The organism is Nocardiopsis sp. NPDC057823 (assembly GCF_042797335.1).
In the GTDB taxonomy this organism is placed as follows: Bacteria; Actinomycetota; Actinomycetes; order Streptosporangiales; family Streptosporangiaceae; genus Nocardiopsis; species Nocardiopsis changdeensis.
This window is the reverse complement of record NZ_JBHVLR010000011.1, coordinates 1-21,442: the sequence shown is the minus strand read 5'-3', so window position 1 is coordinate 21,442 and position 21,442 is coordinate 1. Positions and strand designations below refer to the sequence as shown.

The window sequence follows — 21,442 nt, the reverse complement described above, 5'->3', positions numbered from 1 at the left end:
ACGCCCGGCGCCCGGGGCGCGGGGTCAGCCCTGCGCACCGGCCCCCACCGGGGCGGCCTCGGCGCCGGCGAACTGGTGCATGGACAGCTCCATGTACAGCTCGTCGGACTCCACCAGCTCCTCGTGGGTGCCCGTCGACCGGATGCGGCCGCGCTCCAGGACCAGGATGCGGTCCGCCTCGCGCACGGTCGCCAGCCGGTGGGCGATCACCATCACGGTGGTGATCCGCGACGCCTCCCGGATGGTCTCCTGGAGGGCCTGCTCGTTGATCGAGTCGAGCTGGGAGGTGGCCTCGTCCAGCAGGAGCAGCCGGGGACGGCGCAGCAGGGCCCGGGCGATCGCCACCCGCTGGCGCTCGCCGCCGGAGAGGGCGACGCCGCGGTGGCCGACCAGGGTGTCCAGCCCGTTCTCCAGCCGGCCGACCAGCCCCTCCAGGCGGGTGCGGGAGATGATGTCGGCCAGCTCCTCCTCGGTGGCCTCGGGGGCGGCCATCAGCAGGTTCTCGCGCAGGGTGCCGGAGAGCACCGGGGCCTCCTGCTCCACGTACCCGATCCCGGCGCGCAACCGGTCCAGCGGCCACTCGGTGATGTCCCGGCCGTCCATCCGGACGCTGCCGGCCTGGGGCTCGTAGAACCGCTCGACCAGTGAGAAGACCGTGCTCTTGCCCGCCGCGGAGGGGCCGACGAACGCGGTCATGCCCCCGGCGGGGACGTCGAAGGTCAGCTCCTCGAACAGGGGCACCTGCGGGTCGTACCCGAACCGCACGTTGCGGAAGGACACCGACGCGGGCCGGTCGGCGGACGCCGGGGTCCAGCTCCCGGCGCCGGTCTCCTCCTCGTTCGGCATCGCCTGGACCTCGCGGATGCGCTGGAGCGAGGCCAGGCCCGCCTGGAGGCCGCTGATCGAGCTGGTCAGCTGGGTGATCGGACCGGTCAGGTAGAAGAGGTACAGCAGGAACGCCACCAGGACGGACAGGTCCAGGCCGCCGGTGGCGGCGCGGGCCCCGCCCACACCCAGGATGATGAGGAACGACACCTGGACCAGCAGCCCGGTGGACATGCTCCCGGCGGAGAACCACACCGCGGCCCGCTTCCCCTGCTGGAGCGCCCGCTCGGAGGCGGCCGTCACGACGGCGATCTCGCGCTCCTCCGAACCGCTGGCCTTGATGGTGCGCAGCGAGTTCAGCGACCGCTCCAGGGTCGAGCCCATCTCGCCCAGGGCCTCCTGGACGTTCAGGCTGGCCCGCCGGATGCGCGGCACGACGGCCCCGAACGCGAAGCCGACCACCACGACCACGGCCAGCAGCAGGGCCAGCAGCCCCAGGTCGAGGTAGCCCATGAGGACGATGATGCCGACGAACTGGAGCGCGCCGATGAACAGGTCCACCAGGTCGCGGGTGGTCGCGGTGCGCAGCTGGTTGCTGTCGGACACCACCCGGGAGAGCAGGTCGCCGGGGCTGCCGTGGTCGAGCACCGACATGCGCAGCCGCATGATGCGCCGCACCAGGTCGCGGCGCACCCCGTGCACGATGCCCTCGGCCGTGCGCTCGGTCAGGTAGTTGCCGACGGAGGCCAGGACCGTCGCGAACACCAGCAGCGCGGACAGCACCAGGATGAGCGCGACGTCGGGGCCCCCGCCCACCGCCATCCCGTCCAGGAAGTACTTGGCGACCATCGGCTGGGCCAGGGTGAGCAGCGCGGCGACGGTGGTGATCAGGCCGCCGGACCACAGGGCGAGGGAGTGCGGCCGGGCGTAGGACAGCAGGCCGCGCAGGCCCACCGGGGGTTCGGGTGCGGGCGCGTCGGTGTTCACAGGACGACCTCCTCGGCCGGTTGGTGGGGTGTGGTGGGTGCGGTGAGCGGCTCCGGGGTTCCGAGTAGGGAGGCGTCGCCACAGACGATCCCGGTGAAGCGTTCGGGACGGAAGAACTCCCGGGAGACGTCCACGACCTCGTCGTGGGTCACCCGGGCCAGCTGGTCGGCGAAGTCGGCGAGCCGCATGGGGTCCTCGCCGTTCAGGGCCATGTCCATGAGGCTGCCGGTGACCTCGGCCAGCGAGGTCAGGCGGGTGCGCATGCATCCGGCGGCGAACCGCTGCGCCGCGCGGAACTCCTCCTCCGTGGGCGGGTCCAGGACCATCCCGGACAGCTCCTCGGCGATCCCGGCCAGGACCGGGCCGGCGGTGGCCGCCGCGGTCTCGGCCTCCACCGCGATGAGGTTCGCGCCAGGGAAGGAGTCGACGTAGGCGTTGACGCCGTACACGTAGCCGTGGTCGTTGCGCAGGTTGCGGCTGAGGCGGGTGGACACGGCCCCGCCGCTGAGGGTGTTCAGGGCCAGGAACAGGGGCGCGTAGCGGTCGTCCTCGCTGGACACCGCGTCGGCGCGCAGTCTCACGTGGGCCCGGTCGGTGCCGGGGACGTGGACCACGGCGGGCGCGCCCGGGGCCAGCGCGGGGACGGGGGGCACGACCCACCCGGGGGCGGGGGAGTCCCAGCCGCCGAAGGCGCCGTGGACGGCCGCGAAGACCTCCTCGGCGTCCAGGGAGCCGCCCACGACGAGCAGCATCGCCCCCCGGGGGCCCCAGGTACCCGCGGGGACCCGCAGGTCCTCGGCGGAGGGCTCGGCGGGCAGCGGGTGGCGCCCGGCGCCCGCCCGGTTGCCCGCCAGGTGGTCCCCGTAGAGCCCCCGGTACAGGCCGTCGACCGCCCGGTGCTGGGGGTACGCGGCGGACGCCTCCAGCAGGGCGCGCTGGCGCCCGTACTCCCGCTCCGCCTCCCCGGGGTCGATGTCGGGTGAGCGCACCGCCTCGGCCAGGTAGCGCAGCGTCCGGTCGAGGTCGGCGGTGCCGCAGCCCCCCGACAGGACGGTCGCCCAGGGCGAGGCGGAGCCGTGCACCTCCACGGCGGAGGACTCCAGGTCCTCGCGGGAGGTGTCGCCCGCCCCGGTGTGCAGGACGGCGAGCGAGGCCCGCAGCTGGGCCCGGAACAGCTCGCCGGGCGTCCGGCTCGTCCCGGGGACCACCATCCGCAGCTCCGCCAGGGGGGTGTCCCCGTGCGGCAGGCAGCACACGCGCAGCCCGTTGGGCAGGGTCCGGCTCCGCAGGTCGTGGACGCGCATCAGTGTTCCCCTCCTTCTCCGGGGGAGAGCACCAGCAGGGCGCGGTGCTCCCGGGTCAGCAGCCGGGCGGCGGCGGCGACGTCCTCGGCGGTCGCCTCCGTGAAGCCGCGGTGGACGGTCGCCGGCAGGTCGCCGTCGCCGAACAGCAGCTCACCGCGGCCGACCGCGCGGGTGCGGGCGGCGAGCTGGTCGGTCCGGCGGTGGAAGGCGGCCAGCCGCCGGGCCCGCGCCCGGGCCAGCTCGGTGTCCGTGGGGCCGTGCTCGGCCAGCCGCCCGACCTGCCCGCGGACGGCGTCGAGGATCACGTCGCGCTCCACGTCGGCGGGGTGGACCGCGGACAGGACCCACATGTCGGGGTCGCGCGCGTCCAGCAGGTCGAAGAGCCCGTCGCGGGCCGACACCCCCAGGGCCTGCCCGGTGACCTCCGCCAGGCGGCGCGGCACCAGCGCCCCGGGGCCGCCGGCCAGCAGCTCGGCGACCAGGGCCAGACCGAAGTGCGCCGCCGGGTCGACCGCGGCGTCGGGGGTCCGGTAGCCGAGGGCGAACCCGGGCCGGGCCGCCAGCGGGTCGTGCGCGGTGCCCGTCACGGTCCCCTCGGGCTCCGGCTCCCAGTGGTGCGGGCGCGGCGGTGCGGGCCGGGCCGGGAGCGTCCCGAAGTGGGCCTCGGCCAGGTCCAGCGCCCGCAGCGGGTCGATGTCGCCGCTGACGGTCAGCACCGCGTTGGACGCCGTGCAGTACTCCTCCAGGAAGCCCCGGCAGTCCTCCAGCGTGGCCCGGGACAGCGCCGCCGGGTCGCCGAACCCGTCGTGGGCGTTGGCGTAGGACCGGAACAGCACCGGCGACAGCGACGGCCACGGGAACCGGCCGTAGGGCTTGCGGCCCTTGGCACCGATCTCCTCCTCGATGACCCGGATCTGGGTGCGCAGACCCGCCTCGGTGATCTCCGGCTCGCGGACGCGCCGGGCCTCCAGGGCCAGCATCTCCTCGGCGTGGTCGGAGGGGACGACGGTGTAGTAGTCGGTGTAGTCCTGCCGGGTGGAGGCGTTGCAGAACCCGCCCAGGGCCTCGATGCCGGTGAAGTGCCCGGCCGCGCCGTCGCCCTGGAACAGCAGGTGCTCCACCAGGTGGGCGAGCCCGGGGAACTCCGGGGGGTCGGACCGGAAGCCGGTGCCGAAGTGCAGGGCGATCCCCACGGCGCTCACCGAGCGCAGCGGGAGGACGCGGACGCGCAGCCCGTTGGACAGGGTCCGGTGCAGGGTGCGCGGCGGTGCGGTGGCGGTGGTCATCGCCGGGTGTCCTCCGTTCCGATGGTTCCGGTGGTGTGGTCCAGCAGCCCGGCCCCGTGCCGGTCGAAGGCGTCGGCCACCACCTCCAGGTGGGAGTCGACCGACGCGTGCCAGCCCACGTAGGCGCAGAAGTCGTGCACGTGGACCAGGACCCGCAGGGCGGCGTAGCGCCCGACCGCGTCCAGGTCCGGGCCGGGCCCGTACCCGGCGAGCAGGCGGTCCAGCAGGCGGCCCACCTCCTCCCGGGAGGCCGGTACGACCTCGCGGTGCTCCACCAGCTCCCCGGCCAGCCATCCGAGGTCGAACTCGGCCGGGCCCACCGCCAGCTCCTCGCCGGTGAGCAGGACGCCCTCGGACCCGGAGGAGACCGAGGGGATGAGCACTCCCAGGCCGGGCGCCCCGTGCAGCAGGGCGCCGGGGACGTCCCGGCCGTACCGGGCCAGGTCCTCGCACCACTCCCGGGCCAGGTCGAGCCGCCGTCGGCCCAGCACCCGCCCGGCGACCCGGTGCAGGTGGGCGGCGGCGTGCGGTCCCCGGCCGCTCTCCAGCCACCGCAGCAGCCGGGCGGGACCCTGCGGGGACGCCAGGACGGGCTCGGCGGGGACCGGCAGGGCGTGGATGCGGGACAGCAGTTCGCCGGTCCCGGTCATCAGGCCGCCCGGGCCGGTGACGTCCGCCTCCTCCTGGAGCATCCGCTTGGCCACCGAGGACGGGCCGGGGGCGGAGAAGACCCGCCAGGTCTGCCCCGGGTCGGGCGGCAGGTCCACCCGGGCCCGGACGGAGCCGGGCAGGTCCTCCAGGGGCCGGCGCAGCCGGATGGGGGCGGTGCCGATGGGCACCGAGCGGTCGATGCCGCTGTTGCGGATCCACACGAACCCGTCGGTGATGGTGTGCAGCACGGTCGTGTGCACGTAGGCGGTGCCGAAGTCGTCGACGATCCTGGTCAGCACGGCGTCCCCACCCCCACCAGGGCGCGGCGCAGTGACTCCACGCCGGTCAGGACGTCGGGCAGCGGGGCGGCGACGGCGGCGTCGTAGCCGCCGGTGTGCGCGCTCATCCCCGGGACCGGGTCGACCACCACCACGTTGTCGCGCTCGCGCAGCGCCTCCACGTGCTTGCGGTACACCAGCGATCCGGCCGCGCCCGGGGGCACGGACGGCGCGACGGCCACCGGCGCGGACGTGCACTGGAGCGCGAGCATCGCCGGGGTGTCGCCCAGGCCCACGGCGAACCGGGCCAGGAAGTGGAACGACGCCGGGTAGACGATGACGGCGTCCGGCCAGACGGCCAGGTCCACGTGCAGCGGCTTCTCGGTGGGGTCGTCGGACCAGGCGTCCACCAGCACCGGGTTGGGCTCCATCGCGGTGAGCGCGGTGTGGGACACGAACCGGGTCGCCGACGAGGTCAGCACCACCCGGCGGCGCAGCCGCGGGTAGCCCATGCTCAGCCAGGGGGACCAGGACGTCATGTGGGTGGCCGCCAGCGAGCCGGTCACGATGACCAGCAGGCGTTCGGCCCCGAGTTCGGGGAACAGGTCGGGGTGCGGTGCCTCCTCAGCCACGGAGCTCCTCCCATGCCTGGGCGATCTCCCGGACGTCGGCGACGGCCGAGCGGATGCCCTCGGTGTTCACGACCCCGGCGGGGTTGACGACGATCTCGCTCACCCCGGCGTGCTCGTAGTCGAGCAGGCCCTTGGCGACCTCCTCCGGGGTCCCGTACAGGTACACGCCCTTGTCGACCAGGGCGGCGGCGCCCGACTCGGGGTCGGCGGGGTCGGCCGGCACCCCCGCCCTGCGCAGCATCTCGGTGTAGTGCGGCAGGCCCAGGTGGGTGCTCGCCCCGCGCAGCGCCAGCCGCCGCGGGTCGCGGCCCGGGCGCGCGATCGCCGCGTGGACCACGGTGGCGATCCGCGGCGGGGCGGGCCGCCCGGCCCGTGCGGCGCCCTCGGCCAGCGCCGGGGCGATGGTGTCGTGCACGTGGTGGGCGGGGGTCAGCCACGTGATGGCGACGTCGGCCGCGCCCCCGGCCCGGCGGGCCATCCCGCTGCGCAGCACGCCCAGGCCCACCTCGACGCGGGGGAACCGGCCGATCTCCGGCAGGACCAGGCCCTCGCCCTGGTGGAACGCCTCGTTCACGGACTCCTCGGCCGGGCCGCCGTCGAGCAGGTCGCGGACGGCCAGGGCGTACTCGGCGGAGGTCCGCGCCGGGGTGTCGTAGGGCCGCCCGCGCAGCGCGCCGACCAGGCCCGGGGTGGCCGGGCCGTAGCCCACCACCACGGGCTTGCCGGTGATGCGGGCCAGGCTGCGGGCCTGGACGGCCGCCTCGAAGGGGTGCCGCAGCGGCATCAGGGTGACGCCGATGCCGACGGGGACGCGGTGGCCGCGCCCGGCCAGGTAGGCCAGGACCTGGTGGGTCTCGGCGTTCAGGGACTGCCCCATCCACAGCCGGTGCAGGGCGGTCTCCTGGACCAGCTTCGCCACGGGTTCGACGAGCTGGGGGCGTTCGGGCTGTTGGGGCTGGATCACGCTCAGGTGCGCTCGGGCCGACATGGCGATCTCTTCCTTCCGATGGCGCGGGGGTGGGGTCAGGTCCGGGTCCGGTCCGGGGCCGAGCCCGAGGCGCGTCGGGTCATCCGGCGCAGCAGGGGGACGGCGGCGGCGAGCAGCAGGGCCGTCCAGACGGCCGTCACGGCGGCCGCGGCGAGCGGGTTCCAGGTGTCGGCGCCGCCGAACCCGAGGGGCGTGCCGCCGGTCAGCCCGGCGTCGACGCCGTTGGCGATCCACTCGAACGGCAGGACCCGCACGGCGGCCCGCAGCGGTTCGGGGAAGAACGCGGCCGCCCCGGTGCCCGCCAGCGCGGCCGGGACGTACACGGCCAGCGCCGAGTAGGAGAGCAGGTCGCCCCCGGCGGGCAGGACCGCGCCCAGGAGCAGGCCCAGGGCCACGAAGAACAGCAGGCCCAGGACGAGGGAGCCGAGGGCGCCGGGCAGGGCGGCCGGGCCGCCCGCGGACAGGCCCCCGACGGTGAACGCCAGGCCCAGCAGGGCGCCGATCGACACGGCGCTCACCGCCAGGACGTGCAGGCACTTCTCCACGACGTAGGCCTGGAGCCCGCCGGGCAGCAGCCGCAGCCGCAGCAGGGTGCCGTCGGCCCGCGCCGCCAGGACCGCCTGGGCGACGGCGAAGGTCCCCGACTGCACCATGACCAGCATCAGGAAGGTCATGGCCAGGCTCGACGGGGAGGTGATGAAGAAGTCGGAGTCCTCGCGGGGGGCGGCCACCATGCAGGTCGTCCCGTAGACCAGGACGAAGAGCAGCTGGAAGTCCAGCAGCAGGCGGTCGGGGGAGGCGAGGGCGAGGCGGGCGCCGGTGCGGAACCGGTCCGCCCCCGCCCGCAGGGCGCGGCGGTTCACGGTGCGATCCCCTCTCGGGAGTCCAGGTGGGCCAGGTAGGCGTCCTCCAGGGAGCCGGTGCCGTGTTCGGCGGCGAGCTCCTCGCCGGGGCCGTCGAACGTGATCCGCCCGGCGACCAGGACGGCGATCCGGTCGGCGATGCGCTCGGCCTCGGCCATGTCGTGGGTGGTCGCCAGGACGGCGACGCCCTCGGCGGCGATCGAGCGGACCGCGTCGTGGAAGGCGCGGCGCGACCGGGGGTCCAGGCCGACGGTGGGCTCGTCCAGGAACAGCGCCTCGGGGCGGCCGGCCACGGCCAGGGCCAGGTCCATACGGCGGCGCTGCCCGCCGGACAGCTCGCGCACCCGCCGGTCCGAGAAGTCGGTGAGGCCGAACCGCGCGGTGAGCTCCGCCGGGTCGGCCGGGTCGTCGTGGTAGAGGGCGACGTGCCGGAGCAGGGCGTCCACCGGCCAGTCGGCGTGGTCGCGCCAGGACTGGAGCACGACGCCGATGCGTCCGCGCCAGGCGTCGTCCGCGTCGCCGGGGTCGCGGCCCAGCACCTCGACCGTTCCGGAGGTCCGCCGTCGCAGGCCCTCCAGGATCTCCATGGTGGTGCTCTTGCCGGCCCCGTTGGGGCCCAGCAGGGCGAGCACCTCGCCCCGGTGGACGTCGAGGTCCACGCCGCGCAGGACCTCGCGCGCTCCATAGGCCATCCGCAGACCGGCGGCCCTGACCAGTGGGGACATCGACGTGCCTTCCTCTCTCTCGTCGGGAGATGACCGCGGGGCCGCCGATGCGCTCGGCTCGGCGGCCCCGGGCGGTTCATTCCTTCAGGGGGTGATCAGGTGATCAGCAGCCCCAGTACTTGGTGCCGCTGACGGAGGCACCGGAGGCGGCGCTGGCGCTGACCGCGATGGAGACGACCACGGTCGGGGTGACCTCGGGGTTCTCCGACTCGGCGGAGTCGGCGATCTCGGCCGGGGTGGTGTAGTCGTCGGCGCCTTCGAAGAGGTTCTGCTCGGTCATGTCATTCCTTCTTTCGTGTGTTGTGTTTCCTGGTGGAACGGATCGGTGCGGACCGCGGTCAGCAGCCGACCCGGAGGGTGGTGGTCACGGTGACGCTGGTGACCGGCTGGAGGGTGGTCGGGAGCGTGGGGGTCGGTGCGAGCGTCGCCTCCGGGGACTCCGACTCGGCGGAGTCGGCGATCTCGGCCGGGGTGGTGTAGTCGTCCGCGCCGCCCATCAGGGATTCGGTGCTCATGCCGTTCCTTCCTTCCTGCCGCAGGGGTGTCAGCAGCCGACGCGCAGAGTGGTGATCACGGTCGTCGCCGGCCCGGTGGTCGGCAGCGTCGTGGCGGGGAGCGTGGTGATCGGGATGAGCGACACCTCGGGCACCTCGCTCTCGGCGGAGCCGGCGATCTCGGCCGGGGTGGTGTAGTCGTCCGCCCCGCCCATCAGGGATTCGGTGCTCATGGCCGTGTCCTTCCGAGACGGTGGCTCAGCAGCCCAGGGCCTTGGTGGCCCCGGCGCTGGCCGCGGCGCCGGAGACGAACGAGATGGTGACGGTGGGGGTGATCTCGGGGTTCTCGACCTCGTGCTCCTCGGCGATCTCCGCCGGGGTGGTGTAGTCGTCGGCGCCCTCGAACAGGTTCTTCTCGGTCATGTCCGTGTCCTTTCGGGTCGGCGGTTCAGCAGCCGATGGCCTTGGTGGCGGCCGCGCTGGCCGCGGCGCCGGAGACGAACGAGATGGTGGGGGTGATCTCGGGGTTCTCGACGTCGGTCTCCTCGGCGATCTCGGCCGGGGTGGTGTAGTCGTCGGCGCCCTCGAACAGGTTCTTCTCGGTCATGTCCGTTCCTTCTCTTCCGTGTGCTCTTCGTTGTCCGGTCCGTGCCGGCGGGGGGTTACCGGCGGGGCTTCACCGACGGTGAAGCCCGCCAGGAAGTCGGGGATGGAGGGGGCGTCGGCGACGCCCCCGTTTCCCGACGTGGGTGGGGTGGACTCGGAACCGGTGGTCACGGCCCTCGCCTCCCGAAGGGGTTCGTCAGCAGCCGAAGGTGTTGGTGAGCGCGAGGCTCGCGTTGAAGCTGCCGATGGCGGACGCGATCGAGGCGGGGGACGCCTCGGGGTTCTCGACGTCGTTCTCCTCGACGATCTCGGCCGGGGTGGTGTAGTCGTCGGCGCCCTCGAACAGCGTCTTCTCGCTCATGCGGTGTCCTTTCGTTGGGTGTTTTCCTCTGGTGTCCCGGGGCGCGGTGGCCCGGCCCCGGAAGTTCGTGCGGCCGTCAGAGGCCGATGTCGGGCGAGCCGTGCCCGCGGTGCAGGGCTCCGGCCGGCACCCCGCCCTCCTCCAGGGAGCGGGCCGCCTCCGCGGCGCGGTCGGTGCCCTCGCGGACCGCCCGGACCAGGCCCTCGGCGATCAGCCGTGAGCGGTGCTGGCCGAAGCTGAGGGTCCGGTCGCGCAGCTGCCCGTCGTCCGGCTCCCAGGCCCAGGCGACGCCGGGCGCCAGGGGCGCGGTGTAGAGGGAGGCTCCGGTGCCCAGGCCCTCGGTGCCGCGCAACCCCTCCACCAGGGCGGGGACCGCCGGCCAGGAGGAGCTGCCGAGGTAGACGACGATCGCGTCGTTGCGCGGGTAGGACGACCGGGTGGACAGGGCCTTGGCCTGGTAGCGGACGCCCGCCTCCTCCAGCAGGGTGAGCGCTCGGCCCCAGACGCCGGGGGCGCCGAGGTGGTCGGGGACGCTCAGGTACAGGCGGAGGATGTCCCCGCCGTCCAGGGAGTGCCCGCGGGAGCCGTGGACCATCAGGAAGCCGGGGGAGCGCCGCGGCAGCACCGACGGGATGCGGATGCGGGACCCGCCCGGGGCCTCCTCGACCCCGGCGCGCGGCACCCGGACCCGGACACCGCCCAGGCGGACCACGACCTCGTCCTGCGCGCCGCCGTCGGCGGCGGTGCCGGGGACCTCCATGACGCTCGTGTCGTGGGGGACCCGTTCCCGCAGGGCCTCGACCATGCGGGGGTCGCTGACGGCCGGGTTGCGCTTGGCGGCGCGGGGCGGCCGGCCGGTGTGCAGGGCCAGGTAGAGGGCGTTGGCCAGGGAGGCGGTCAGGTGCTTGGCGTCGGTCCCCTCGAACCGGTGCCCGCGGACCTCCCCCTCCTTGCCGTCGGGGGCGAAGTCGATCTCGTCCAGGGCCCGCCGCAGCGGTTCCGCCAGCGGGGGCGCGGTGGTCGTCGCACTCACACTCGTTCTCCGAATCCGATCGCGGGGGCGTAGCCCTGCGGGTTCAGCAGGGCGCGTCGCCCCACACCCGCGGCGGCCTTGTTCAGGGGGGTCAGGTAGGCGGCGTGCTGGGCCGCGGCCAGCACCCGGTTGAACAGGTGGTGGCCGACGTAGGCCGTGGCCCTGACCGCCAGGTCGATGTCGCCGCGGGCCTCGGGCCGGGCCTCCAGGTAGGCGGCCCAGAACGCCTCGATGTTGCTGCGCAGCAGCTCGAAGCGGCGGGCGCCGCCCGAGATCGGGTCCTCGGGGGAGGAGGTCATCGCCATGACGCCGCGGTGCAGCCACTCGCCGGCGAACGCGCCGATGTCGGAGGCCGGGTCGCCCGGGCGGATCTCCTCCCAGTCGGTGAGGTACAGGACGTCGCCGTCGCTGAGGAACTGGTCCAGCCGCAGGTCGCCGTGGACGAGCCCGGTGCGGTGCCGTCCGGCGCCGCCGGGGGGCACCGCCAGGGCGGAGGCCACCTCCCCGTCGTCGTGCAGCAGCCGCCACAGGTCCAGTTCGCCGGCGCTGGCCGCCGCGTAGGTCTCCAGGTCGATCGAGTCCAGGGTGCGCGGCGGGTCGGCGGGGCGGGCGCCGGCGCTCAGCTCCTCGGGCACCTCCAGGGAGTGGAGGGCGGCCAGGGCGCGTCCGGCCTGCTCGGACATCTCCTCGGTGAAGAGGTCGTCCCGGGCCAGGTCGGCGCCGTTGACCACGTCCTCCAGCAGCTCGAAGGCGGCCAGGCCGTGCTCGGTGTCCACGGCGTGGACGCGGGGGCCGACCAGGTCGGGGCTGTCGGCGGTGAGGCCGTCGACCAGGGCGATGCGCTCCAGGCGGGCGCGGACGTCCTCGGCCGGTCCGTTGAGGCGCTTGACGAACACCCCCCGGCCGGATTCGGTCTCGCCGGCCCAGATGTCGTTGCGGCCCAGGTAGGAGGTCAGGGTGTCTTCGACGAACCCGCCGAAGCCGTTCCGCTCCAGCAGGGCGGTGACCTCGGGGACGTCCTCCAGGGGGATGGGGTCGAAGGTGGTGGGCTTACTCGCCATCGGGGTTCACCTCGTAGACGGACACGAAGGACTGGCTGTGGTGGGTGAGGGGCTCCCGGTTCCAGCCCGCGTACCGCTCGCGCAGTCGCAGGCCGGCCAGGCGGGCCATGAGGTCCAGCTCCGAGGGCCAGACGTAGCGGCTCAGCTCGACCAGGCGGGAGTTCTCGTCTCCGACGAAGGTGCGGACGATGACCGCGAGCTGCGCCATCCGGTCGACGTAGGTCGTGTAGAGGCCGACCGTGCCGTCCTGGAGGTGCTGGGCCTCGGTCTTGGTGCCCTCGTCCAGCCCGTGGTAGATGAGCGGGTTGTAGGTCTCCAGGACCACCACACCGTCGTCGGCGGTGCGCGAGCGCATCAGGCGCAGGGTGGCCAGCTGCTTCTCCGCGTCGCTGACCATGCAGAGCGTGTTGAGCGGGTTGACCGTGACGTCGAAGGAGCCCTCGGGCAGCTCCTCGGAGAAGTCGCCGGCCACGGCGGTGATCCGGCCCTCGGGGTCGTTCTCCCGCAGCTTGCGGAGCATCTCCTCGGAGGCGTCGATCCCGGTGACCCGCAGGCCCCGGGCCGCCATCGGCAGGGCGACGCGGCCGGTGCCCACGCCCAGCTCCAGGACGCTGCCGCCCGGGGCCAGGCCCGCGATGAACTCCGCGGCCTGGTCGGCCAGGGGGCTCGCCGGGTAGATCATGTCGTAGACCCCCGCCAGGGAGTCCCCGTAAATATTCGCCGTCTGCATGGCTCTCCGGGCGGCTCCGCCCTGTCCTTTCCCGTTCGCCTTCGGTGTGTCCCGCTCTTTCGTTGTCACCATCCTGGACCCGCGCCCCGGTGAATGCGCTGCCCGTCTTTCCATTCCTGTTCCAATCCAAGGTCGAGGAATTCTCGGGTGGGTTTGACCCGTTTTGCGCGGAGGTTTGCTATGGTGTGATCGTCGCAGATCAGAGGGCTTCTGGTCGAAGGATTGGCCGGGTCCTGGTCTTTGGTCCAACCGGTTTCCAGGCCGTTCGGGGAGTGCGCGAAAAAATATTCCGTGCTTCGCGTACGGGTGCGGTGAATGATATTGATCGTGCCGTTCCATCGAGGTAGAAAAGGGGGCATGGCACAAACCGCGAAAAAGAACAAGGAAACCGACCGCCGAACCGCCGGCCCCGTCGTCGAGGTGCGGGACCTGCGCCAGCGCTACGGCGACTTCGAGGCCGTCAAGGGGATCTCCTTCGAGATCCGCCCCGGCGAGCTGTTCGGCCTGCTGGGCACCAACGGCGCCGGCAAGACCACCACCATCGAGACGCTGGAGGGCTTCCGCCGTCCCAGCGCGGGCACCGTCCGGGTGTTCGGCGTGGACCCCTACGGCCAGCCCTCCCAGATCCGCGAGCGCGCCAACGCCGTGCTCCAGGGCAGCGGGCTCTTCGACGACCTCACGGTCCGCGAGACGCTGGACTTCACGGTCGGCCTGGCCTCCCGCCCGCGCGACGCCGCCGAGCTCCTGGAGACGGTCGGCATGGCGCACAAGGCCGACACCATGGTCCGCCAGCTCTCCGGCGGCGAGAAGCGCCGCCTGGACCTGGCCTCCGCACTGGTCACCCGGCCCGAGGTGCTCTACCTCGACGAGCCCACCACCGGCATGGACCCCGAGGGCCGCCGGGACACCTGGAAGATCATCTCCGACCTCAAGGAGCAGGGCACCGCGATCCTGCTCACCACCCACTACCTGGACGAGGTCGAGCAGCTCGCCGACCGGCTCGCCATCATGCACCGCGGCGAGATCCGGGTGGAGGGCACCATCGGGTCCGTCCTCGCCGAGTACGGCGACCACATCGGGTTCCGGGTCCCCGCGGGCGTGCGCAGCGGCGACCTGCCGACCCTGTCCGGCGAGCGGCCCGGCCTGGAGACCCGGGACGGGCACCTGCACGTCTCCTACACCGTGCGCGGCGAGGCCGGCCCGCACCGCGCCTACCGGGCGCTGGCCCCGCTGGTCGAGTGGGCGCGCGACAACGACCTGGAGCTCGCCGACCTCCAGGTCCGCGGCGTGACCCTGGAGGACGTGTTCCTCCGGATCGCCGACGAGGGCGACGAGTAGACCCCCGATCCAACCCGCTACGGAATCAGGAGCACCCCATGACGCACACCCTCATCCCGGACACGGCGCGCGAGGCCGCTCCGGCCCCCGCCGACCCCGACCCCGTGACCCCGGAGGCCCGCCGCCCCAGCGGCCTCTTCCAGCAGGTCTCCGTCCTCGCCCGGACCGAGTTCCGGCTCTTCCTGCGGTACAAGACCGCGCTGATGTACCTGGCCCTGCCCGGCGCCTTCCTGCTCCCCTTCGCGGTGATGGAGCCCACGGAGCTGGTGCCCGGCGTCCTGTCCGTCCACTACCTGCTGCCCGGCACCCTGGTCGCCATCGCGACCACCCTGGGCCTGGTCCACCCCGCCAACGTCCTGACCATGCGCCGCGAGGCCCTGGTCCTCAAGCGGCTGCGCGTGAGCGGGGTGCGCCCGGCGGCGGTCCACACCTCGATGGTCGCCCTGGTCACCCTGCTCTGCCTGGTCGTGGGCGCCGTCTTCCTCGCCCTGGTCGGGGTGATGGCGGACCGGCTCCCCGCCGACCCGGTGATGATGGCGCTGGCACTGCTCCTGTCCTCGGTGTCCATGGCGCTGCTGGGCACCCTCATCTCCCCGCTGGTCCGCAACGGCGAGACCGCGCAGATGGTCTCCATGGTGCCGATGCTCGGCATGCTGGTCCTGGGCGGCGTGATGATCCCCCTGGACGTCATGCCCGACTCGCTGGCCACCGTCCTGCGCTTCCTCCCGATCGCCCCGGCCGTGGACATGCTGCGCTCCGGCTTCCTGGGCGCGGACGCCTTCGGCTCCATCCAGGAGCTGCACGACGCCGGCTTCGCCGAGCTGTGGGTGAACGCCCTGCCCGCCATCGGCGTGCAGCTCTTCTGGATCGCGGTGTTCGCGTTCCTGGCCCACCGGTTCTTCCGCTGGGACCCGCGCCGGTCCTGACGACGGCCCCGACACGACCCCGACACGGGTCGCCCCGCCCCGAGGGCGGAGCGGGCCCGGGAGCGCACGACGCCGTGCGTTCCCGGGCCCGTTCCGCGTTCCGGTGTCCGGCCGGGCTCAGCGCCAGGTGACCCCGGCGTGTTCCCGGGCGAGCTGCGCGTAGTGGACGGAGGTGTACTCCAGCACGGCCCGGTCGTCGTCGTCGAGCTCCCGGACGACCTTGCCGGGGACACCCGCCCACAGGGTGCCGGGCGGCACGGTCTTGCCCGGCGGCACCAGCGCGCCGGCGGCGACGAAGGCGCCCCTGCCCACCCGGGCCCCGCCCATGACGATCGCGCCGATGCCGATGAGCGAGCCCTCCTCGACGATCGCGCCGTGCACCATCGCCTTGTGGCCCAGGCTGACGCCGTCGTGCAGCTCCACCGGCTGGCCCGGGTCGGAGTGCAGGCCGCACTGGTCCTGGATGTTCACGCGCTCGCCCACCACGATGTCCTCGGTGTCGGCGCGCAGGACCGATCCGTACCAGACACTGCTGTCCGCGCCCAGCCGGACGCGGCCGACCACGACCGCGCCCGGGGCGATCCAGGCGTCGGGGTGGATCCGCGGGGTGCCGAACCCGGCCTCCCCGATCCGCGGCCCGGGGGCCGCCTCGCGGCCTTCGGTCCCACTGCCCATGTCGTGCTTCCTTTCGGTGGAGCGTGCACCGGCCCTCACGGCGGTGCGGAAGGCGGCGAAGTTGACCGCTCCGCCCCCGCGCGGGGATGATCGCGCATACCTTAGTAAGAACGTGATCGTAGGCCGCACGCCGATGTCCCCCTCGGGACCCTTGACGGGGTGTCGCGGCGTGTGCCTACCGTGGTCGTTCGGTCGTCCACAGTGTGACGCTCCGCGCCCGGCCGTTCCCCTCGTGCGGTCGAGGTCGCGGTGAAAAAGGACACTCGCCCACGGAGCATGCTTTACACGGGCTTGCGGGTGTTCACCGGACAATGGGGTACGGGGCAAGTCTCACCAGCTGCGACGTGCAGCCGATGACGGTGTACTAGGACATGAAAGGCACATGAGCGATATGTTGCCGGGTAGCGGACTGCAACAGGACATGTTCCCGACGGTGCGCAAGGGCGGTTACGACAAGGCGTCGGTCGACGAGCGCTTCATTCGTCTGAACAACGACAACCAGAGTCTGCGCCAGCGTCTCAACCAGATGGACGACGAGCTGGAGCAGTACAAGCGCGACCTGGCGGTCGCCCGTGAGAAGGCCCAGACCAAGCCCGAGCACGAGCAGATCAGCGAGCGCATGGCCGAGATCCTCCGCATCGCGGAGGAGGAGGCGAACGAGCGCCGGGCCAAGGTGGACTCCGAGGTGCAGGAGGCCCGGAAGCGGGCCCAGGAGGAGATCGCCAAGCTCCGCAAGGACGCCGAGGACCACGCCGAGCGCATCATCTCCTCCGCGCGCTCGGAGGCCAACGAGATGGTCACCGGCGCCAAGAAGGAGTCGGACCAGCTCCGCGAGCAGGCCCGCCAGGAGGGCGAGCGCCGCTTGGGCGAGGCCGAGGCGCGGGCCAAGAAGATCCACGACACCGCCGACCGCAGGCTCGCGACGCTGACCGCGACGCACTCCGAGGCGCTGCGCCGCCTGCGCGACATGCACTCCACGCTGGCCGACCTGGTCGCGGCGGAGGACAAGGCGGGGGCGCTGGAGACCGGCCTGACCCGTGAGGAGAACGTCTCCCCGGCACCGGCCAAGCCCGCGCCCGCCAAGCCCGCGCCCGCCAAGCCGGAGGCGGCCAAGTCCGCACCCGCCAAGCCCGCGCCGGAGGCCGCCAAGGCGCCCGGCCCGGTCGCGACGGAGCCCGCGGCCCAGGTCGAGGCCAGGACCGAGGTCTTCACGCCCAAGCCCAAGCCGGAGGCGGCCAAGCCCGCTCCCGCCGAGCCGGAGCCGGCCAAGCCCGCGCCCGAGGCCGCCAAGCCCGCTCAGCCCGCCAAGCCCGCGGAGGCCCCCAAGCCGGAGCCGGCTCCGGACGAGGCCACCATCCGGATCACCTCCCTTCCCGAGGTCCCGGACGAGTCCACGGTGCGGATCAAGCCCAACCCGCGGCCGCAGGCCCAGGGCCAGGAGCCCAAGGGTCCGCAGGCCGAGGCCCCGCGTCCCCCGCAGGGCGCGCGGTTCACCGGCCCCGCCCCCGAGGGCGGCCCGCAGGCCCCGCAGGGCACCGGGCCGCAGGCTCCGCAGGGCACCGGGCCGCAGGCCCCGGCCTCCGCCGAGCCCGGCGGCGACCCGGGCATCACCGGCATCTACCGGCGTCCGGAGGGCGGCCAGCCGCCGTCGGGCGACGAGGGCGTGCGGGTCATCCGCAAGCCGTAGCGCCGGCGCCGCGCGCACGACGATTCCGGGGTGGGGGCCGAGGTCCCCACCCCTGGTGTTTTATGTCCGGTTGTAGGGCGACGTCCGCCTTGTCGCGGGAGGTCGGCTACCATTCCGGAAGCCATGATTATCCGCGCGGCCATCCGGTCCGACCTCGGTGCGATTCTGCGTCTCCTCCGCGAACTCGGCGATACGACCCACACGCAGAGCGCTCACGTCCGCATGTCCTCCGCGGCCGTGCGCGCCTGGACCCGGATGGAGAACGACCCGGACCGCACCGTCCTGGTCGCCGAGCAGCGGGGCCAGATCATCGGCACCCTCGACCTGCTGGTGGTCGCCAACCTCACCCACGACGCCCAGCCCTGGGCCGTGGCCGACAACCTCGTCGTCGACCCGAACCTGCGCCGCCGCGGCATCGGCCGGGCCCTGATGGAGGACGCGCTGGACCGCGCCTCCCGGGCCGGGTGCTACAAGGTGGAGCTGCTGTCCCACGAGAGCAGGCGGGGGGCCCACGAGTTCTACAGGGCCCTCGGCTTCTCCGACTCCGCCGAGGGCTTCCGCCGCTACCTCTGACCCGTGCCCCGGGTGCCCGCTCCGGGCCCGCGGTGCCCCGGCGGCGCTACCGGCCCCTGGCCGGGGGACCGCCGCGCAGCGGCACGCCCCGCATGAACGCCACCGCGACCAGGCCCAGCACGGCGATGGGCACGCCCGCCAGGAACACCCCCTGCATCGCGTGGTCGAACGCGCCCACGATCACGTCGCGCACCGGGCCCGGCAGCGCGTGCACCAGCTCCGGCGAACCCTGGGCCGCCCGGCCCGCCCCGGCCAGCTGCTCCGCCAGCTCCGCGGCGCCCGAGTCGGTCCCGCCCGCGGCGTCGGCCGCCGCCCGCTCCCGGGCCGCCGCCACCGCGGCCGCCAGCTCGGTGTTGAGCCGCCCGACCATTACCGCGCCGAACGCCGCCACGCCCGTGGCCCCGCCCAGGTTGCGGAAGAACACCACCGAGGCGGTGCCCGCGGCCATGTCGGCGGTGGGCAGGGAACTCTGCGTGGCCAGCAGCAGGAGCTGCATGTTCAGGCCGAAGCCCAGTCCCACCAGGGCCTGCCCGACGACCACCGAGGTCAGACCCGGGTCCAGGTGCGCCAGGGAGAGCAGCACGAACCCGACCACGCACAGCACCATGCCGACGACCGGGTAGGCCTTCCAGCGGCCGCTGCCGCTCACGGCGTACCCGGAGCCGATCGAGGTGACCAGGAACGCCGCCACCAGCGGCAGCGTCATCATCCCCGACACGGTCGGGCTCATCCCGTGGACCATCTGGAGGTACTGCGGCATGTAGATGATCAGGCCGAACATCATCATGCCCACGCACACCGACGCCGCCGAGGACAGCACGAACGTCCGGTCGCGGAACAGCCGGGCCGGGATGATCGCCTCGCGCGCCCGCCGCTCCACGACCACCGCGCCCGCCGTCAGCAGCACCGCGGCGGCGCCCAGGCCGATCGCGAGAGGCGAGGTCCAGGCGATCTGGGTGCCGCCCAGGCTGAGCAGCACGATCGCGGTGCTGGCCGCCCCGAAGATCAGGGCGGCGCCGGTGTAGTCGACCGGGGCGTCGCGCCGGGGCGTGAACGGCATGGTGAACATGAACTGGATGACCACGAACGCGAACACCGCCAGCGGCACCGTGATCAGGAAGCACCAGCGCCACCCCAGCGGACTGTCCACCAGGAACCCGCCGACCAGCGGCCCGAGCACCGTGGACACCCCGAACACCATGCCGATGAGGCCGCTGTAGCGGCCGCGCTCGCGGGGGGCCACCACGTCGCCCAGGATGATGTTGGGCAGCGTGGCCAGACCGCCCACGCCCAGGCCCTGGAGGGCGCGGGCGGCGATCAGCCAGTTGATGTCCTGGGCCAGCCCGGCCGCGACCGACGCGACGATGAAGATGCCCAGGGACACCTGGAACAGCAGCTTGCGGCCCCAGATATCGGAGAGCTTGCCCCACACGGGGGTCGAGGCGGTCATGGTGAGCAGGGCGGCGGTCGCCACCCACGCCAGCCGGTCCTGCCCGCCGAGTTCGCCCATGATCGTCGGCAGCGCGGTGCCGATGATGGAGTTGGTGAGCATCGAGGTGAGCATCGCCAGGACGAGGCCGACCATGATGCGCCGGACCACCCTGGGGGAGGGGAGGACCTGGGCGTGGGGATCGGGCGGTTCCGGGGTACGGGGGACGGATGCACTGCGTACTGCCTGTTCCAACGAGATCCCTCATCCCGGACACACGAAAGGCCCCGCGGCGTATTGCCGGGGGCGGAATGTCCATCTCCAGGTATAGGTAAACGGTGTTGACCTTGTCAAGTCGATATCACCGGGGACGATTCGGTAGGCGAACCGGCAGCCGGGGTGTCAACCTGGAATCCGCACAGTCAGAGCAGGTCCGCCGAAGGGTGTGGAGATGGACGGTACGGACGAAACCGGAAGCGGTGCCGGGCCCGCCCGCGGCCGCGAGGCGACCAGAGAGCGCATCCTGGCCAGTGCCCGGGAGCTCTTCACGGAGGAGGGCTACGGCGCCGTGTCCTCGCGCAAGATCGCCGCGCACGCCGGGGTCAACGTCGCCCTGATCAACCGCTACTTCGGCGCCAAGCGCGGTCTGCTCACCGAGATCCTGCGCGAGGACGGCGTCTTCCCCGGCCTGATCGAGGGGGACCGGGACACCCTCACCCGGCGGCTGGCCGAGCACGTGGTGAGCCGCCTGCACGGCGAGAGCAGCGCCCTCCAGCGCGCCCTGGACCACTCGGCGGGCGACCCCGACCTCCAGGCGGTCTACCAGGGGCGCATCACCAGCGCCCTGATCGACCCGCTGGAGGCCTACCTCGGCGGCGGCACCGGAGCGCGCGCGAACGCCTCCCTGGTGACCGCGCTGATGCTGGGCATCACCCGGGTCCGCCTGGTCGAGGGCGCCACGGCGCTGCGCGCCCAGGCCCGGGAGGACCTCACCCGGCGCGTCGAGGCGCTGCTCGACCTGTGCCTGGAGGACTTCTCCGGGGAGTGACCCCGCCTGCCGCCCGGTACCTCCCGGCCGCCGTCCTCCGCCTGTCGCCCGCCGACGCCCGCCACCGCCCTCGAAGGACGGCCTGCGGGCCCTGTTTTGCCGGATCGGCAAGGAGAGTGGCGTACCGGGGCCCCGATGGTGAGTCTGGTCGTGGAGGTGGTCGACGATGACCGATGAGCAGTTCCCCGACGCGCCCCCGCCGGAGATGTTCCGCGCGGAGTACTGGGACGAGCGCTTCGCCGCGCCGGAGCGGATCTGGAGCGGGAACCCCAACGTCGCACTGGTGGCCGAGGCGGCCGGCCTGGAGCCGGGCCGGGCGCTGGAGGTCGGCAGCGGCGAGGGCGACGACGCCCGGTGGCTGGCCGAGCGGGGCTGGGAGGTGACCGCCACGGACATCTCCGCGGTGGCCCTGGAGAAGGCGGCCGCCCGGGTCGCCGAGCAGGTGCCCGAGGCCGCCGCCCGGATCACGTGGCGGCAGGCCGACATCTACGCCTGGGTGCCGCCGGAGGGCGCCTACGACCTGGTGACCTCGCACTACCTGCCGCCGCGCCCGGAGCGGCGGGCGGAGGTGTTCGGCGGGCTGGCCGCGGCGGTCGCCCCGGGCGGGACCCTGCTGCTGGTATCCCACGCCCTGCGCGACCTGGAGGACGGGGTGCCGCGCCCGCCGTGGCCGGAGATGTTCCCGACCCTGGAGGAGATGGCGGCCCTGGTCCCCGAGGACCGCTGGGAGACGGTGACCCTGGAGGAGCGGCCGCGCCCGGCCGTCTACAACGGCACCGAGTACACCATCCACGACGTGGTCCTGCGCGCCCGCCGCCGCGCCTGACACCGGGGTCCGCCCCCCCCCCCCCCCGGCGGCCGGGGGGGCCCGAACCGGCCCCCGGAACCCCCCCCCGGGCCGCCGACGCGGCGGGGGGGCCCGGGGGCCCGCCGCGGGGCCCC

The 21,442-nt window shown here is 73.7% G+C and carries 25 protein-coding genes; 6 read left to right on the top strand and 19 right to left on the bottom strand.

Going from position 1 to position 21,442, the window contains the following annotated elements; genetic code table 11:
- Positions 1-24 precede the first annotated feature (24 nt).
- The 17 genes from ACFVNO_RS18465 to ACFVNO_RS18385 form a co-directional block, all read right to left on the bottom strand.
- The gene (locus tag ACFVNO_RS18465) at positions 25-1,812 is read right to left on the bottom strand and encodes an ABC transporter ATP-binding protein (protein ID WP_355257517.1); all 1,788 of its coding nucleotides are present in this window, start codon (positions 1,810-1,812) and stop codon (positions 25-27) included.
- The gene (locus tag ACFVNO_RS18460) at positions 1,809-3,116 is read right to left on the bottom strand and encodes a pitrilysin family protein (RefSeq protein ID WP_355257514.1); all 1,308 of its coding nucleotides are present in this window, start codon (positions 3,114-3,116) and stop codon (positions 1,809-1,811) included. Before ACFVNO_RS18460 ends, ACFVNO_RS18465 begins: the two co-directional genes overlap by 4 nt.
- Entirely contained in the window at positions 3,116-4,402 is a 1,287-nt protein-coding gene (locus tag ACFVNO_RS18455; RefSeq protein ID WP_355257511.1) for a pitrilysin family protein, read from the bottom strand. Before ACFVNO_RS18455 ends, ACFVNO_RS18460 begins: the two co-directional genes overlap by 1 nt.
- Positions 4,399-5,352, bottom strand: a complete 954-nt coding sequence (locus ACFVNO_RS18450; protein ID WP_355257508.1) for a hypothetical protein — start codon at positions 5,350-5,352, stop codon at positions 4,399-4,401. Before ACFVNO_RS18450 ends, ACFVNO_RS18455 begins: the two co-directional genes overlap by 4 nt.
- On the bottom strand, positions 5,346-5,963 hold the full coding sequence (locus ACFVNO_RS18445; protein WP_355257505.1) for a flavoprotein: 618 nt from the start codon (positions 5,961-5,963) through the stop codon (positions 5,346-5,348). The genes ACFVNO_RS18450 and ACFVNO_RS18445 overlap by 7 nt, the downstream gene beginning before the upstream one ends.
- Entirely contained in the window at positions 5,956-6,951 is a 996-nt protein-coding gene (locus tag ACFVNO_RS18440; RefSeq protein WP_355257502.1) for an LLM class flavin-dependent oxidoreductase, read from the bottom strand. Before ACFVNO_RS18440 ends, ACFVNO_RS18445 begins: the two co-directional genes overlap by 8 nt.
- Positions 6,952-6,986: 35 nt before the next feature.
- Positions 6,987-7,814, bottom strand: coding sequence for an ABC transporter permease (locus ACFVNO_RS18435; RefSeq protein ID WP_355257499.1), 828 nt, complete (start codon positions 7,812-7,814; stop codon positions 6,987-6,989).
- Positions 7,811-8,539, bottom strand: coding sequence for an ABC transporter ATP-binding protein (locus ACFVNO_RS18430; RefSeq protein ID WP_355257496.1), 729 nt, complete (start codon positions 8,537-8,539; stop codon positions 7,811-7,813). The genes ACFVNO_RS18435 and ACFVNO_RS18430 overlap by 4 nt, the downstream gene beginning before the upstream one ends.
- A 103-nt stretch (positions 8,540-8,642) precedes the next feature.
- Positions 8,643-8,819 carry an LxmA leader domain family RiPP gene (locus tag ACFVNO_RS18425; RefSeq protein ID WP_220564398.1) on the bottom strand — a complete coding sequence of 59 codons (177 nt, stop codon included), beginning with the start codon at positions 8,817-8,819 and terminating at the stop codon, positions 8,643-8,645.
- A 58-nt stretch (positions 8,820-8,877) separates the two neighbouring features.
- Complete coding sequence (locus ACFVNO_RS18420) at positions 8,878-9,054, bottom strand: LxmA leader domain family RiPP (RefSeq protein ID WP_220564399.1); 177 nt, start codon at positions 9,052-9,054, stop codon at positions 8,878-8,880.
- 29 nt (positions 9,055-9,083) lie between these two features.
- Positions 9,084-9,266 (bottom strand): LxmA leader domain family RiPP, encoded by a 183-nt coding sequence (locus tag ACFVNO_RS18415; RefSeq protein ID WP_220564400.1) that lies wholly within the window; start codon positions 9,264-9,266, stop codon positions 9,084-9,086.
- 25 nt (positions 9,267-9,291) lie between these two features.
- The gene (locus ACFVNO_RS18410) at positions 9,292-9,456 is read right to left on the bottom strand and encodes an LxmA leader domain family RiPP (protein ID WP_220564401.1); all 165 of its coding nucleotides are present in this window, start codon (positions 9,454-9,456) and stop codon (positions 9,292-9,294) included.
- 25 nt (positions 9,457-9,481) lie between these two features.
- Entirely contained in the window at positions 9,482-9,640 is a 159-nt protein-coding gene (locus tag ACFVNO_RS18405) for an LxmA leader domain family RiPP (RefSeq protein ID WP_220564402.1), read from the bottom strand.
- 195 nt (positions 9,641-9,835) lie between these two features.
- Positions 9,836-10,000, bottom strand: coding sequence for an LxmA leader domain family RiPP (locus ACFVNO_RS18400; protein ID WP_220564403.1), 165 nt, complete (start codon positions 9,998-10,000; stop codon positions 9,836-9,838).
- A 76-nt stretch (positions 10,001-10,076) separates the two neighbouring features.
- Positions 10,077-11,033: a T3SS effector HopA1 family protein gene (locus ACFVNO_RS18395; RefSeq protein WP_355257489.1), complete on the bottom strand. Its 957-nt coding sequence runs from the start codon at positions 11,031-11,033 to the stop codon at positions 10,077-10,079.
- On the bottom strand, positions 11,030-12,094 hold the full coding sequence (lxmK, locus tag ACFVNO_RS18390; protein ID WP_220564405.1) for a class V lanthionine synthetase subunit LxmK: 1,065 nt from the start codon (positions 12,092-12,094) through the stop codon (positions 11,030-11,032). Before lxmK ends, ACFVNO_RS18395 begins: the two co-directional genes overlap by 4 nt.
- Positions 12,084-12,824, bottom strand: coding sequence for a bifunctional 2-polyprenyl-6-hydroxyphenol methylase/3-demethylubiquinol 3-O-methyltransferase UbiG (locus ACFVNO_RS18385; protein ID WP_220564406.1), 741 nt, complete (start codon positions 12,822-12,824; stop codon positions 12,084-12,086). The genes lxmK and ACFVNO_RS18385 overlap by 11 nt, the downstream gene beginning before the upstream one ends.
- Positions 12,825-13,181: 357 nt before the next feature.
- On the opposite strand from ACFVNO_RS18385, the gene ACFVNO_RS18380 reads away from it, so the two are divergent.
- Entirely contained in the window at positions 13,182-14,162 is a 981-nt protein-coding gene (locus ACFVNO_RS18380; protein WP_355257485.1) for an ABC transporter ATP-binding protein, read from the top strand.
- A 38-nt stretch (positions 14,163-14,200) separates the two neighbouring features.
- Positions 14,201-15,088 carry an ABC transporter permease gene (locus ACFVNO_RS18375; RefSeq protein ID WP_378893976.1) on the top strand — a complete coding sequence of 296 codons (888 nt, stop codon included), beginning with the start codon at positions 14,201-14,203 and terminating at the stop codon, positions 15,086-15,088.
- A 117-nt stretch (positions 15,089-15,205) separates the two neighbouring features.
- On the opposite strand, the gene ACFVNO_RS18370 is transcribed toward ACFVNO_RS18375, so the two are convergent.
- Positions 15,206-15,763 (bottom strand): gamma carbonic anhydrase family protein, encoded by a 558-nt coding sequence (locus ACFVNO_RS18370; RefSeq protein ID WP_355257479.1) that lies wholly within the window; start codon positions 15,761-15,763, stop codon positions 15,206-15,208.
- Positions 15,764-16,154: 391 nt separating this feature from the next.
- Here ACFVNO_RS18370 and ACFVNO_RS18365 point away from each other — a divergent pair, with 391 nt between their 5' ends.
- Positions 16,155-17,450 carry a cell division protein DivIVA gene (locus ACFVNO_RS18365; RefSeq protein ID WP_378894277.1) on the top strand — a complete coding sequence of 432 codons (1,296 nt, stop codon included), beginning with the start codon at positions 16,155-16,157 and terminating at the stop codon, positions 17,448-17,450.
- Between the two features lie 123 nt (positions 17,451-17,573).
- Positions 17,574-18,023 (top strand): GNAT family N-acetyltransferase, encoded by a 450-nt coding sequence (locus tag ACFVNO_RS18360; protein ID WP_220564410.1) that lies wholly within the window; start codon positions 17,574-17,576, stop codon positions 18,021-18,023.
- 46 nt (positions 18,024-18,069) lie between these two features.
- Here ACFVNO_RS18360 and ACFVNO_RS18355 read toward each other — a convergent pair whose 3' ends face one another.
- On the bottom strand, positions 18,070-19,707 hold the full coding sequence (locus tag ACFVNO_RS18355; RefSeq protein ID WP_378893971.1) for an MDR family MFS transporter: 1,638 nt from the start codon (positions 19,705-19,707) through the stop codon (positions 18,070-18,072).
- A 196-nt stretch (positions 19,708-19,903) separates the two neighbouring features.
- Here ACFVNO_RS18355 and ACFVNO_RS18350 point away from each other — a divergent pair, with 196 nt between their 5' ends.
- Both ACFVNO_RS18350 and ACFVNO_RS18345 read left to right on the top strand, forming a co-directional pair.
- Positions 19,904-20,500: a TetR/AcrR family transcriptional regulator gene (locus ACFVNO_RS18350; protein WP_378893968.1), complete on the top strand. Its 597-nt coding sequence runs from the start codon at positions 19,904-19,906 to the stop codon at positions 20,498-20,500.
- Positions 20,501-20,666: 166 nt separating this feature from the next.
- Positions 20,667-21,326, top strand: coding sequence for a bifunctional 2-polyprenyl-6-hydroxyphenol methylase/3-demethylubiquinol 3-O-methyltransferase UbiG (locus ACFVNO_RS18345; protein WP_355257470.1), 660 nt, complete (start codon positions 20,667-20,669; stop codon positions 21,324-21,326).
- The last annotated feature ends 116 nt before the right edge of the window (positions 21,327-21,442 follow it).